Raw genomic sequence first — 13,234 nt, forward strand, 5'->3', positions numbered from 1 at the left:
GCTCAGACGTCGCGCGAACGCGCCGCGGCGAGCGCGATCGCGCCGATTACGACCACTTCGCCCGCGAGGACCCCGAAGCCGCCCCAGCCACCGAGGTCCAGGCCGTCGCCCTGCTGCGCGCCCGAGTCGAACGTGTACAGCTGGGCTCCGGCGGAGGACGGCAGAAACTGCGAGGCGTCCATGATCCACTGCTGGTTGGTCAGTCCGCCGATGATCTGCACGATGGTCGGCAGGACGAGCAGGATGCCGAGCGTGATGGCGATGCCGCCAGCGCTCGACCGCACGAGGAGCCCGATGCCGAACGCCAGGAGCGCGACGAGCGTCACGTAGACCGACGACCCGAGGATCGGCATGAACACCGCGGGGTCCGCGAGGTCGGGGCGGATGTCCCGGCCGGCCTGCAGCGCGGAGGTGATCGCGACGCCGATCCAGGTCGCGACGGCGCTGACCACGAACGTCGTCAGCGCGAGGACGAACGCCTTGGCGAGCACGACGCCGGTGCGCCCGGGATCCGCGGTGAAGGTCGACCGGATTTGCCCGGTGCCGTACTCCCCCGTGATGATGAGCACCCCGAGGACCCCGACGACCAACGCGGTGAGCGACACGCTGGCGGCGCTGACCTGCACGATGAGCTCGTTCGCCACGGCGGTCGGAGCACCACGCTGGACGCCGGTGTCGACGGCTCCGAGCAGGTACGCCATCGCGAGCGTCAGGACGACGACGATGGCGTAGCACCAGACCGTCGACCGGATGCTGCGCAGCTTGATCCACTCGCTCCGGACGAGTCGCGGGAAGGAGAGGCTCGTGGAGCGGGGCATGGTGACGGCGGTCATCGGACGCCCTCCGATCGGTACTCGACGTCGTCGCGGGTGAGTGCCATGTAGGCCTCCTCGAGGCTGGCGCCCATCGGGGTGAGCTCGTGGATGGGGGCGCCGACCTGCGCGGCGACGTCACCGATGCGCTGCGCGTCGGGGCCGACGACCACGAAGGCGCCGTCCTCGCGCGGGGTGATGGCGGACGCGGCGGACCCGATCGCGCCGAAGAGCTGGTCGGGGGCTGGGGTGCGGACGAGCACCCGGCTCCCGCCGCCGTTCTGACCACCGGCGACGAACTCGGCGATCGGTGCGTCGGCGAGGACCCGACCGCGGCCGAGGACGACGACGCGGTCCGCGGTCTGCGCCATCTCGCTCATGAGGTGGCTGGAGAGGAACACGGTCCTGCCGTCGGCGGCCATGCGGCGGGCGAGCTGCCGGACCCAGAGCACGCCGTCCGGGTCGAGGCCGTTGACCGGCTCGTCGAGGATGAGGGTCTTCGGGTCGCCGAGGAGCGCCGCCGCGATGCCGAGGCGCTGCCCCATGCCGAGCGAGAACCCGCCGACGCGCTTCTTCGCGACCGCGTCCAGCCCGGTCATGTCGATGACCTCGTGCACCCGGGCCTTCGGGATGCCGTGCGTCGCCGCGAGCGCGAGCAGGTGGTTGTAGGCGCTGCGCCCGGAGTGCACCGCCTTCGCCTCGAGGAGCGCCCCGACTTGCCGGAGCGGGTCGGAGAAGCTCCGGTAGGGCGCGCCGTTGACGATCGCCCGACCCGAGGTGGGGCGGTCGAGTCCCATGATCATGCGCATCGTCGTGGACTTGCCCGCGCCGTTCGGCCCGAGGAAGCCCGTGACGCTCCCGGGTCGGACGACGAACGAGACGTCGTTCACGGCGATCTTCTGGCCGTAGTGCTTGGTGAGGTGCTCGACTTCGATCACGCAGCCAACGCTAGGGCGATGCTCAGGCCACGCGCGTCCCCCGTGCGACGGAGATGCGGCCGCTCCGGTACGCCCCCAGAACGAGGGTCAGGAGTCCACGGAGCGCAATACCCCGAACCGGATCCACAGGCAACCTGCAGGCTGGATCGGCACAGCGCCCCTGGAGCACGACGGATCACCAGCCGGAACCCGGGAGTCCTCACGAACTCCTCCAAACCACCGGATCGTCCGCTCCGAAGACCCTGTGCGACTGGGACAGTTCCGTGGCGACTCCGCCTCGGGCCCATCGAGTTCGAACCCACCGTTCGGAAGGACCGCACCATGACCGCACACACCTCACCCGCCCGCACCGGCTTCGCCGCCACGCTGACCCAGAAGGTCGCGCTGCTCTTCGGCGTCGTGTTCCTGCTCGTCGGCATCGCTGGCTTCATCCCGGGCCTCACGATGGACATGGGCTCCATGTCGATGGCCGGCCACGGCTCGATGGCGCTGCTCGTCGGCGTCTTCCAGGTGTCCGTCCTGCACAACATCGTGCACCTGCTCTTCGGCGTCGTCGGTGTCATCGCCGCCCGCTCGCACGTCGGCTCGCGCAACTACCTCGTCGTCGGCGGCATCGTCTACTTCGTCGTCTTCATCTACGGCCTCTTCACGGCCGGCATGGCGACCGGTGCGAACTTCGTGCCGCTGAACAGCGCTGACAACGTGCTGCACCTCATCCTCGCGGTCGCGATGGTCGTCCTCGGCCTCGTCGTCCCGCGCATCGGGGCGCGCACCGCGCGCTGACGCCGTCCCGGCGGGTCGGGCGACCGACCCGCCGCGTGCGGTCGCTCGGATCAGGGGTGACCACTCGACGGCCTGGAGGCCCGGTACCAGCTGGTACCGGGCCGCCAGTGCGTCGTGTGGTCACCTCGCGCGCGGGGCGTGTGCGCACCGCCGCATCATCGACCGTCGCGACGGCCGTCAGGGCGGTCGCCGCGACGCGACCGCGTCCGGCGGAAGCGCTTGCCGGTCTCCTCGTCCACCGCCACGCTGCCGGTCGGCAGGTTCGACATGTCCGGCGCGATGACCGTCGGTTCGCGGCCGGAGTCCGGGAGACCGCGGGTCTCGATGCCACCCGGGGTGTCGAGCACGAGGACAGGGGTCCGCGCGGTGAGCGTCCGGCCGGCGAAGAAGTCGGGCGACCGCAGCCACCAGATCACCATGAGCACGACGCCGATCAGGATCGATCCGACCCCGACGACGGCGACCGCCCCGATGCCGAGGATGGTCACGTCGTGGCCGGCGTCGTCCTGCAGCCAGTCGGGCTGGGCGAACTGCACGAGCCCGTACACGAAGGTGACCGCGAGCGTGATCCCGCCGACCAGGGGCACGAGTCCGCGCATGACGGCGTTCCGGACGCTCGAGAACAGCGTGCGCCGGTACACCCACACGCACGCGAACCCGGTGAGGCCGTAGTAGAACGCGATCATCAGCCCGACGGAGCCGATCAGGGCGGTGAGCAGGTTCGTCGAGACGAGGGTGAAGAGGACGTAGAAGCCGATCGAAGCGATCCCCATGCCGATGGTCGACCACGTGGGCGTGAGGAAGCGCTTGTGGATGCGGGCGAACTGCGTCGGGATCGCCTTGTACGCCGCCATCGAGAGCGCGGTGCGGGCGGTCGGCAGGATGGTCGTCTGCGTGGACGCGGACGCGGAGGTCAGGATCGAGAACGCGAGCAGCGCCATCGCGGCGTGGCCGATGAAGGAGTCCCCGAAGAGGGTCGGGCCGATCGCCGAGAACACGTCGTCGGCGTTCGACTGCGAGCCGAGGCCGATGCCCTTCGTGCCGACCCCGGCGAACGCGATCGCGGCGATGGACACGAGCGCGTAGATGACGAGCAGCAGCACGGTGCTGATGACGGCTGCGCGACCGGGCGTCTTCTCGGGGTCCTTCGTCTCCTCGTTGAGCGACACCGCGGTGTCCCAGCCCCAGTAGATGAAGATCGCCGTGAGCATGGCGGGCGCGATCACGGACCCGAAGTCCATGCCGCTCGGCCACAGCCAGGACAGCGACGGTGCAATCGACCCGGCGACGCCGTGCCCGGTGCCGACCCTGACCAGGGCGACGGCGGCGAACATCACGAGGACGAGGACCTCGATGCCGAGGAGCACGTACTGCAGGCGGGCCGAGACCTCGACGCCGACGTAGCAGATGACGGTCATCACGGCGATCCACAGCACGCCGGCCACGGTCGACCACAGGGTGCTGCTCCCGAGTGCGCTGATCGCCGGATCGTTCGTCATCACCCCGACGAAGGTGTACCCGTACGAGCCGGCGATCTGCGCGAGGTTCGCCATGACGATGACGTCCGCGGCGATGATGCCCCAGCCGCCGAGCCACCCGGTGACCGCCCCGAACGCCCGGGTCGCCCACGTGAAGGTCGTCCCGCAGTCCGGGTCCTCCTTGTTGAGCTCCTGGTAGGCCACGGCGATCATCCACATCGGGATGAACGCGAGGAGCATGATCGCCGGCGCCTTGACGCCCGCCAGCAGCGCCCCGCCGCTCGCGACCACCAGGCCGAGGCTCGCCGCGAGGCTGTAGGCGGGCGCCGTCGACGAGATGCCCATCACGACGCTGCCGAACAGCCCGAGCGTCCCGGTCCGCAGTCCCTTGTCGACCGCGGTCGTGTCGGTGGCCGCAGTCACCACTCCGCCATCACGCATGACCAGCCACCTCTCGATGTGTCCGGCGACGATATCCGTCGTCGCGTCTCCACCACAGCGTGGATACGAGCACTGAAACTAGCGCTCGACGACGAGATCCGCACTACCCTGTGATGATCGTGACCCGCCGTCGAGAGGAGCACCAGCGTGGACACCTCCTCGTGGGACGTCGTCGTCGTGGGCGCGGGGGTCGCTGGCCTCACCGTGGCTCGTCTGCTGCAGGACACCGGGCGGCGGGTCGTCGTGCTCGAGGCACGCGACCGGGTCGGTGGGCGGGTGCACACCGTCCGGGGCGACGGGCAGGTCACCGATCTCGGAGCGTCGTGGATCCACGGCATCGACGGCAGCGCGGTCGCGGACGCTGCGCGAGCGTTCGGGCTGCCCACCGTGGAGTTCACCGTGGGCGGGTACCAGGTGGACGGTCGGCCGATCGCGTACCACGCCCCGGACGGGTCTCGGATGTTGGACGACGAGGCCGCACGGTTCGCCGACGACGTGCACGCGGTCGACCGGACCCTCGCGGGCGTGATCGAGGCATCCGGTCCGACGGACTCCTACCGCACGGTCGTCGAACGGGCGGTGGCCGCGCAGGGGTGGGATGCCGACCGTGCCGAGCGGGTCCGTGAGCACCTCGAGCACCGCAGCGAGGAGCAGTACGGCGTGGCCGCGGACGGACTCGCCGCGCACGGCCTGGACGACGACTCGATCGAGGGGGACGAGGTCGTGTTCCCGCACGGGTACGACGAGCTGCCCGCGCGCCTCGCCGAGGGGCTCGACGTCCGGCTCGGGCAGCCCGTCACCGCGGTGTCGCGGGGCACGGACGGGGTCGTGGTCACGGTGGACGACAGCGGGCGAGCAGCGCCGTTCGTCGCGAGCGCAGCCGTCGTGACCGTCCCCGTCGGCGTGCTGCACGCGGGCTCGATCGCCTTCGACCCGCCACTCCCCGAGCGACACCGAGCAGCACTCGACGGTCTGCGAATGAACTCCTTCGAGAAGGTCGTGCTGCGGTTCCCCGACCGCTTCTGGGACGACGACGTGTACGTGGTCCGACAGCTCGGGCCCGAGGGGTCGTGGTGGCACTCCTGGTACGACCTCACCCGGATCGACGGGGCACCGACGCTGCTGACGTTCGCCGCGGGACCGGCAGCGCGGGCGATCCGCGGATGGCCGGTCGAACGGGTGCGGGACTCGGTGCTCGCACAGCTGCGTCGGCTGTACGGCGATCGTGTCGGAGAGCCGACCTCGGTGGTCGTGACCGCGTGGCAGGACGATCCGTGGGCTCGGGGCTCGTACGCGCACATGCTGCCGGGATCCACGACGGCGGACCACGACGGCCTCGCGGAGCCGATCGACGGCGTCCTGCACCTGGCCGGCGAGGGGACGTGGACGGACGACCCGGCGACGGTGGCGGCTGCGCTGTACTCGGGGCACCGGGCGGCCGAGCGGGTCCTCGGGCACGCGGTGCCGATCGCCCGCCTCTGGGCCTGACCGCACTGCGCGCGCGTCGCGCTGGCGCCGCCCGCAGCCGTGCACGTCCCGCGCCCGTGCTGGTCCCACCCGAGACTCGCGAGGGCGGACAGTTCCGCGGCCCGCTCGCCGCGTGACCGTCCGCCGAGCCGAGTCTCGGCAGGCGGCTCGGGTCAGGCCGTCGCGGCCGCGGAGTCGTCCTCGAGGCGGAGCGCGGTCGCGACGAGCTGGTCGACCTCCGGCGTGCGGCGGCCCTCCGGCCAGCCGAGGACCGTGGTGGCGATCGGTGCGTCGAGCACCGGGACCGCGGTGTGCTCCGGCCACTGCCACGCACGACTCGACCGCGGGATGACGAGGAGCGTGCGTCCGAGCGCGACGAGCTGGGCGAGCTGCGACTGCGAGTGCACCTCAGGACCCGGGCCAGGCGGGTAGGTCCAGTCGGCGAGGGGCCACCGGGCCATCGGGAGGTCCGGCACCGAGGAGACCTCCGCCATCGTCAGTGACCGCCGCCGGGCGAGCGGGTGCGACGCGGGCACGATCGCGACCTGCGGTTCGGAGTGCAGGTCGACGGACTCGATGCCGGTGAAGTCGTCGAAGGGTCGGTGCATGATCGCGACGTCCGCCGTGCCGTCGAGCAGGAGCCCCGCCTGCTCGCCGATCTCGCACAGCTCGACGTCGATCGGGACCGCGTCGGGGACGCCGGCACCCACGGCGGCCTCGTGCGCATCGAGCAGGGACTGCAGGAACGCGTGTGACGAACCCGCCTTCGTCGCGAGCACGAGACGCCGGACCGGAGCGCCGGCCCGTCGCGCGCGCCGGACGGCCGCGCGGACGCCGTCGAGCGCTGCCGGCGCGTCGCGGAGGAGCACCTCGCCGGCCGGGGTCAGGCGCACCCCGCGTCGGTCGCGGTCGAAGAGTTGCGCACCGATCCGTGTCTCGAGCTGCCGGATCGCGCGCGACAACGGGGGCTGGGCCATCCCGAGTCGCAGGGCCGCACGCCCGAAGTGCTGCTCCTCCGCCACGGCCAGGAAGTACCGGAGCTCGCGGGTCTCGACGTCGTCCACGTCGAGAGCGTACGCCCGGTGATACCCGTGGGGTACCACCGGGGACCGGATCGGTGTTGGACGCGTCGACACCACCGGCCGGACGATCGAGGACATGGACGAGCAGAACGACACCCCCAGCAAGAACGACACGAACGACACCAACCACAGGACCATCGCGCTGGTCACCGGCGCGAACAAGGGCATCGGCTCCGCGATCGCCGAGGGCCTCGGCGCCAGGGGCCTCCGCGTGCTGGTCGGAGCGCGCGACGACGAGGGCCGGGCCGCGGCCGTCGATCGACTGCGTGCACAGGGCATCGACGCGCACGGGGTGCAGATCGACGTCACGGACGACGAGGGGGTCGTCGCTGCCGCCGCCGACGTCGAGCAGCGGTTCGGGCGCCTCGACGTCCTCGTCAACAACGCGGGGATCTCGGGCCCGTTCGACCCCGCCACCTGGACGCAGGACCCGACGACGCTCGACCTCGACGTCGTCCGGCAGGTCGTGGACGTCAACGTCTACGGCGTCGTCCGCGTGACGAACGCGTTCCTGCCGCTGCTCCGGCGCTCCCCCGCGCCGCGGATCGTGAACGCGTCGAGCAGCATGGGCTCGCTCGGCCGGCAGCCCGGACCGATCATGGCCGCCTACGCGCCGTCGAAGACGTTCCTCAACGGCATCACGACCCAGTACGCCCGGGCCTTCGCAGACACACCGATCATCGTGAACGCGGCGTGCCCCGGTCTCGTCGCGACGGACTTCAACGGCTTCGCGGGCGACCGGACCGCAGCACAGGGCGCGGCGACCGCGATCCGCCTCGCCACGCTGCCCGACGACGGCCCGCGGGGCGGCTTCTTCGAGGACGCCGGCGTCGTCCCCTGGTGACGCACCGCGCCGAGCGCTGCACCAAGCCTCGCGTAGGCGGACACCTTCGCGATCCGGAGACCGCGGAAGTGTCCGCGGAGCCGAGACTCGGGGTCAGCCCGCGGCGCGCGACCCGGCGAGCGGGGCCGTTCCGCCAAGCGCGCGGCCAGACCAGGCCCCGGACGGACGGGAGGCCCTGCTCACGTCCCGCACGCGGCGGACGTGAGCAGGGCCTCGCCCCACCGACACGGCCTGCACGCCGCTGGCGCATCGTGCAGGAACCGGCGGCGTGGGCCCCCGCGGTCGTCAGACCCCGGCGGCCACCGTGTCGAGCGTGGCAGCGAAGGGGTCGAAGTCCTCCGGCAGCGACGCGATCGGCCCGACGGTCGACTCGACGTCGACGAACGCACGGCGCTCGACGGACTCCTCCACCGCGACCATCGTGTCGAGGACGTGGTACCCGACCTCGCCCGTCGCGATGTGCGAGCCTCCGCCACGGATCGCCCGCGCCATGTCGAGCACGCCGAGGCCGCGGCCCGCGGTGGGCTCCTCGTCGAGGACGGTCTCCCACTCCTGCTCGAACGGGAACGAGACATCCGCACCCAGCGGTCGTGCGATGCGGATCGGGTGCCCGCCACCGAAGGTGTTCGGATCGGGCAGGACGATCGTGCCCTCGGTGCCGTTCACCTCGAAGACGCCGTGGCGGAACAGCGGGGTGTCGAACGAGAGCAGCGACTGCGCGTTGCCGCCCTGCTCGAACGACGTCAGGACGGAGAGGTGCGTGGGGACCTCGACCGGGAACTCCTGGCCGGCGTTCGGCCCGACGACGAGCTGGCGGGTGTCGCGCGACCTCGAGCCGGTCGCGACGACCGACGCGATCGGCCCGAGCAGGTGGACGAGCGCGGTGAAGTAGTACGGGCCCATGTCGAACAACGGGCCCGCGCCCTTCGCGTAGAGGAACGACGCGTTCGGGTGGAACACGTCCGGGCCCTGCCACTGGAAGCTCGTCACGGCGGTGAGGGGCGTGCCGATCGCGCCGGCCTCGATCGCCCGCTTGGCCGTCTGCCAGCCGGAGCCGAGGACGGTGTCGGGCGCGATGCCGAGCCCCAGCCCGAGCGACTCCGCGAGGGCGACCAGTCCGGCCGCGGACTCGCGGTCGACCCCGATCGGCTTCTCGCTCCAGACGTGCTTGCCGGCGCGGAGGGCCGCGGTCGAGACCTCGACGTGCGTGGCCGGGAGCGTGAGGTTGACGACGATCTCGACGTCCGGGTCCGCGAGGACGTCGTCGCCGGTGCCGGACGCGGCGACGCCCCACTTCGCCGCCGATGCCGCCGCACGGTCGGTGTCGATGTCGCCGATGCGGACGACCTCGACGTCGGGGAACCGCGTGAGGTTCGTGAGGTACTGCTCGCTGATCATGCCGGCGCCGATGAACCCGACGCCGACCTTCCCGGTGCGGGTCATGCAGAGACCGCCTCGGTGTCGGGCGCGACGGCGTTCAGCGTGGCGTCGAGCCACCGGTAGGACTGCTCGACGCCGTCGAAGATCTCGCCGTCGAAACCGTCGAACTCGATCACGGCGTACTCGAGCGAGGGTGCCGCGGCGATGGCTTCGGCGAGGCGGACGTCGCCCTGGCCGGCCGGGGTCTGGTCGGTCGGGATCGAGGCGGTGGAGATCCCGTCGTGCATCGGGCCGTCCTTGACGTGCACGGCGACGATCCGGTCGCCGAGCTCCTGGATGAACGGCACGAGGTCGATGCCCGCGGCCGACGCCCAGTACAGGTCGAGTTCGAGCACGACCCGCGGGTCGAGGAGCTCGGCGAGCACCTGGAGCGCGGGCTTGCCGTCGATCTGCGGCCGGAGCTCGTGGTCGTGGTTGTGGTAGCCGACGCGCATGCCGTGCTCGGCGGCCTCGGCAGCTGCCTCGTTCAGGCGGGCGGCGACGCGCTCGACCCCTTCGCGGGTGGTCCACTCGTCGGGGCCGACGAACGGGTCGATGACGATCTCGAGGCCGAGCTCGGCAGCCGCGGCGAAGGTCTCGGCGTGGGACGGTGCGGTCATCACGGAGCCGTCGGGCAGCGGGATCTCCTGCTGCACGAGGAAGGCGTGACCGGTCTTCGCGCTGATGCCGTGCGCGTCGAAGGCCCGCTTGAGTTCGGCGGAGCGGCCGACGAACGCGAACGCCTCGACGGTGTCGAAGCCGATGTCGGCGAGGCGGCGGACGCCGCCGTCGAGGTCGGGCTCCAGCGCGGCGTTCACCGTGTAGAGCTGCAGGGAGATGGCGGGTGCCATGGTGGGTCCTTTCTTCCCGCGTCGTCGCGGGGTGGCGGTGACGGCCTGGGAGGCGCGACTCGCGTCGTCGACGCGGGTCGCGCCTCCAGGCGGTTGCGTTGGTGAGCCGCTACTTGACGGACTTGATGGGGAAGATGACGAGGGCTCCGAGCAGGACCGCGACGCCGGCGCCCCAGAGCATGAGCGTGTAGTTCTGCCCACCGCCGATGCCGAGGAGGAACAGGCCGACCGCCGGTGCGAGCGACTGCGGCAGGGCGTTCGCGATGTTGATGACGCCGAGGTCCTTGCCGGGACGCTCCGGGTCGGGCAGGACGTCCACGACGAGCGCGGTGTCGATCGCGGCGTAGATGCCGTACGCGAAGCCCATCACGATCTCCGCGAAGTAGAACCCGCCGACGGAGTCGACGTGCGCCAGGATGACCAGGCCGACCGCGGTGAGCGCCGTGGAGCTCCAGACGAACACCTTGCGACGGCCGATGCGGTCCGACACCCATCCGGAGACCGCGGCGCTGACGAGGAGTGCGACGGTGTAGAGGAGCACACCGAAGGCGACGACCCCGACGGCCTCCTTCTGCTCGAGGCCGATCCGGTCCTGCATGTAGAGCAGGCGGTAGGTCGTGAACATGAACGTGCCGAAGGTGATGAGGAAGCGGCCCCACCAGGCGAGCCCGAAGTCGCGGTGCTTGATCGGGTTCGTCCAGAACGAGCTGATCAGGTTGAGCCAGCTGAACGGCTTGATCGGCGTCGTCGGCAGGTCGTCGCGGCAGATGACGGCGTAGACCACGATCGCGATGATCGCCAGGATGCCCGGCGCCACGAAGAGGACGGGCAGGTTGCCGACGAGGTACACGGCCAGGTACAGACCGGCCAGGATCGCGATGTTCTGTGCGAGCGCGATGACGCTCGACGCCTTGCCGCGCTGGAACTCGGGCACGTTGTCGGCGAAGCTCGCGGTGAGCGTGGCGAGCACGGCGTTGGCGCTGACCTGCGCGAGGACCCAGGCGAGGGTGAGCTGCAGCACGTCCGGCGAGTAGGCCAGCCAGGCGAGCGCACCGACGAAGACGACGACACCGCCGATCATCCACGGGCGACGGCGACCCCAGCGGGTGCGCGTGCGGTCCGAGATCGCTCCGAAGAGCGGGTTGGCGAGCAGAGCGCCGAACGCGCCGAACGGCAGGACCGAGCCGACGACCGTCTCGGGGCTGGCCGGGTTGAGCTGCTCCGCCTTGATCGACATGCTCACGAAGACCGGGGTGAGCAGGGCGACGAAGAGCCCGAACTGGGCGAAGCTGAGGCCCCAGAGGTAGCCGCGGCCGACACGCACGCTGCTGACTGCCTGCGTGATGCCCTCGACCGAGAACGCCCGCGATGCCGCGGCGGAGTCGGTGCTCGTCGCTCCGGCTGCCGCGGTGACGGGCGGCGTTGCGGTGCCGGCGAGGCCGGACTTCGGTTCTTCCTTCGACGTCGGTGTCGACATGACTCCTCCTCGAGCCACCAGGGGCTGACGCCCATCTGAATACCTAGCGGTGCTAGGTGACGGCGACAGTAGCACCGAAAACCTCCATGCGGAAGTTTTTTGCACGCACGTTTCTCGCGCGATCGGCCGCCCGCCCGAGGGCCGTAGCCTTGCAGCGTGAGTTCCACCGCGGGAAACGGCGCACGAGGCCCGTACGCCAAGGGGGTCCAGCGACGGCAGGAGATCCTCGACCGAACGCTCGACGTCGTCGCGAACCGCGGGATCGACGGCACCTCGCTGCGGGCGATCGGCGATGCGATCGGGGTCTCGCACGCGGCACTCCGGCACTACTTCGCGTCGCGCGAGGCGCTGTTGATCGAGGTGCTCCGACAGCGGGACGCCGACTCGGTTGCCCGGATGGCCGGGATCGACGGCGTCCTCCCGCGGATGGCGCACTCCGCGGACCACAACGTCAGCGTCCCCGGCCTCGTGACGATGTACACGACGCTGCTCGGGGCGTCGGTGGAGCCCGGCAACGAGGAGGCCCGGGCGTTCTTCACGGAGCGCTTCGAGACGGTGCGGGCCGACCTCGCGGCGCAGCTGCGGGACGAGCTCGCTGCCTCCGGGCGGTACTCGGACGCGGACCTCGAGCAGGTGGCGTCGCTCATCATCGCGGCGTTCGACGGGCTGCAGGTCCAGTGGTTGCTGGACCCGAGCATCGACATCGCGGGGACGCTGCGGCTGCTCGAGCGGGTGCTCTGAGCCCTCCGCGCGGAACGGATGCCGTCGGTCAGCGCGTCGTCGGCGCGGGCTGGCACCGCGGGCACCACCACACCCGCCGCGCCGGCGACCCCACCACCTCGACGTCGTCCCGTGCCCGCACGCGCGTCCCGCACCGGAGACACGGACGTCCGGCCCGTCCGACGACCCAGTGCCGCTCGCCGCGACGGAGGACCCCGGTGGTCACCTGGTACGCGTCCGGCACGGTGGCCGAGTGCCGCAGCATCCGGCGTGCCGTGTCGAGGAGTGTCGGGACGTCGACGTCGCCGACGAGCCGGTCCGGGTGCAGGCCGCGGACGAAGCAGAGCTCGTTCGCCCAGAGGTTGCCGAGGCCCGCGACCCGGCACTGGTCGAGCAGGACCGTCCGGATCGTCGCGGCGGGGTCGCTCGTGCACCGGCGGACGGCTTCGTCGCGGTCGAAGTCGTCGTGCAACAGGTCCGGGCCGAGGTACCCGACGACGCGGTGCTCCTCGGCGGTGGGGACGAGCTCGACGACCGGCAGGTCGATCCCCCAGACCGTCCGACCGTCGTCGAGCGCGAGTCGCACGCGGGCGGTGCGCGCCACGTGGAGCGGCAACCGACGGCCGGGAGCGGTCACGGTCCACGACCCCTGCATCCGCATGTGCGTGTGCAGGGTGGTGTCGTCGTCGAAGCGGGTCAGCAGGTGCTTGCCGTGCGTGGCGTGACCGCTGACCCGCTGTCCTCGGAAGGCGTACCCGGCGTCCGGCCCGCTGCGGAGCTCGCCGGAGTGGACCCGAGCACCGTCGACCGCGCGGAGCCGGACGGCCAGGCGGTGGACGGAGTCACCCTCGGGCATGCCGGCAGGGTACGGCCGACGACCGACACCGACCGCCGGCTGCCCGGCCACCCGGCCACCCGGCGG

At 71.5% G+C, this 13,234-nt stretch carries 12 protein-coding genes; 4 read left to right on the forward strand and 8 right to left on the reverse strand.

The annotated features are described in order from the left end of the window. Positions 1 to 2 precede the first annotated feature (2 nt). Positions 3 to 833, reverse strand: coding sequence for an ABC transporter permease (locus tag ACSW7Y_RS11735; protein WP_438126461.1), 831 nt, complete (start codon positions 831 to 833; stop codon positions 3 to 5). Next, complete coding sequence (locus tag ACSW7Y_RS11740; RefSeq protein WP_438126462.1) at positions 830 to 1,750, reverse strand: ABC transporter ATP-binding protein; 921 nt, start codon at positions 1,748 to 1,750, stop codon at positions 830 to 832. Before ACSW7Y_RS11740 ends, ACSW7Y_RS11735 begins: the two co-directional genes overlap by 4 nt. Before the next feature lie 321 nt (positions 1,751 to 2,071). Between ACSW7Y_RS11740 and ACSW7Y_RS11745 the strand changes: the two genes are divergently transcribed. Next, a complete protein-coding gene (locus ACSW7Y_RS11745; RefSeq protein WP_438126463.1) occupies positions 2,072 to 2,533 on the forward strand; it encodes a DUF4383 domain-containing protein in 462 nt (153 codons plus the stop codon). Between the two features lie 155 nt (positions 2,534 to 2,688). On the opposite strand, the gene ACSW7Y_RS11750 is transcribed toward ACSW7Y_RS11745, so the two are convergent. Continuing rightward, positions 2,689 to 4,452: an APC family permease gene (locus tag ACSW7Y_RS11750; protein ID WP_438126464.1), complete on the reverse strand. Its 1,764-nt coding sequence runs from the start codon at positions 4,450 to 4,452 to the stop codon at positions 2,689 to 2,691. 147 nt (positions 4,453 to 4,599) lie between these two features. Between ACSW7Y_RS11750 and ACSW7Y_RS11755 the strand changes: the two genes are divergently transcribed. Continuing rightward, positions 4,600 to 5,940, forward strand: a complete 1,341-nt coding sequence (locus ACSW7Y_RS11755) for a flavin monoamine oxidase family protein (RefSeq protein WP_438126465.1) — start codon at positions 4,600 to 4,602, stop codon at positions 5,938 to 5,940. A gap of 152 nt (positions 5,941 to 6,092) precedes the next feature. Here ACSW7Y_RS11755 and ACSW7Y_RS11760 read toward each other — a convergent pair whose 3' ends face one another. Beyond that, a complete protein-coding gene (locus ACSW7Y_RS11760; protein WP_438126466.1) occupies positions 6,093 to 6,983 on the reverse strand; it encodes a LysR family transcriptional regulator in 891 nt (296 codons plus the stop codon). 94 nt (positions 6,984 to 7,077) lie between these two features. Here ACSW7Y_RS11760 and ACSW7Y_RS11765 point away from each other — a divergent pair, with 94 nt between their 5' ends. Further along, the gene (locus ACSW7Y_RS11765) at positions 7,078 to 7,845 is read left to right on the forward strand and encodes an SDR family NAD(P)-dependent oxidoreductase (RefSeq protein ID WP_438126467.1); all 768 of its coding nucleotides are present in this window, start codon (positions 7,078 to 7,080) and stop codon (positions 7,843 to 7,845) included. A gap of 285 nt (positions 7,846 to 8,130) precedes the next feature. Here the strand turns inward: ACSW7Y_RS11765 and ACSW7Y_RS11770 are convergent, their stop codons facing one another. The 3 genes from ACSW7Y_RS11770 to ACSW7Y_RS11780 all read right to left on the reverse strand — a co-directional run bounded on the left by ACSW7Y_RS11770 (position 8,131) and on the right by ACSW7Y_RS11780 (position 11,592). Next, the gene (locus ACSW7Y_RS11770) at positions 8,131 to 9,288 is read right to left on the reverse strand and encodes a Gfo/Idh/MocA family protein (protein ID WP_438126468.1); all 1,158 of its coding nucleotides are present in this window, start codon (positions 9,286 to 9,288) and stop codon (positions 8,131 to 8,133) included. After that, on the reverse strand, positions 9,285 to 10,115 hold the full coding sequence (locus ACSW7Y_RS11775) for a sugar phosphate isomerase/epimerase family protein (RefSeq protein ID WP_438126469.1): 831 nt from the start codon (positions 10,113 to 10,115) through the stop codon (positions 9,285 to 9,287). The genes ACSW7Y_RS11770 and ACSW7Y_RS11775 overlap by 4 nt, the downstream gene beginning before the upstream one ends. Before the next feature lie 109 nt (positions 10,116 to 10,224). After that, positions 10,225 to 11,592 carry an MFS transporter gene (locus ACSW7Y_RS11780; RefSeq protein ID WP_438126470.1) on the reverse strand — a complete coding sequence of 456 codons (1,368 nt, stop codon included), beginning with the start codon at positions 11,590 to 11,592 and terminating at the stop codon, positions 10,225 to 10,227. Between the two features lie 156 nt (positions 11,593 to 11,748). On the opposite strand from ACSW7Y_RS11780, the gene ACSW7Y_RS11785 reads away from it, so the two are divergent. Continuing rightward, positions 11,749 to 12,333 (forward strand): TetR/AcrR family transcriptional regulator, encoded by a 585-nt coding sequence (locus tag ACSW7Y_RS11785; protein WP_438126471.1) that lies wholly within the window; start codon positions 11,749 to 11,751, stop codon positions 12,331 to 12,333. Positions 12,334 to 12,361: 28 nt separating this feature from the next. On the opposite strand, the gene ACSW7Y_RS11790 is transcribed toward ACSW7Y_RS11785, so the two are convergent. Continuing rightward, the coding region (locus ACSW7Y_RS11790; protein WP_438126472.1) for a DNA-formamidopyrimidine glycosylase family protein at positions 12,362 to 13,234 on the reverse strand (873 nt) is incomplete at its 5' end.

The sequence above is a fragment of the Curtobacterium flaccumfaciens genome, assembly GCF_051548005.1.
Lineage (GTDB): Bacteria > Actinomycetota > Actinomycetes > Actinomycetales > Microbacteriaceae > Curtobacterium.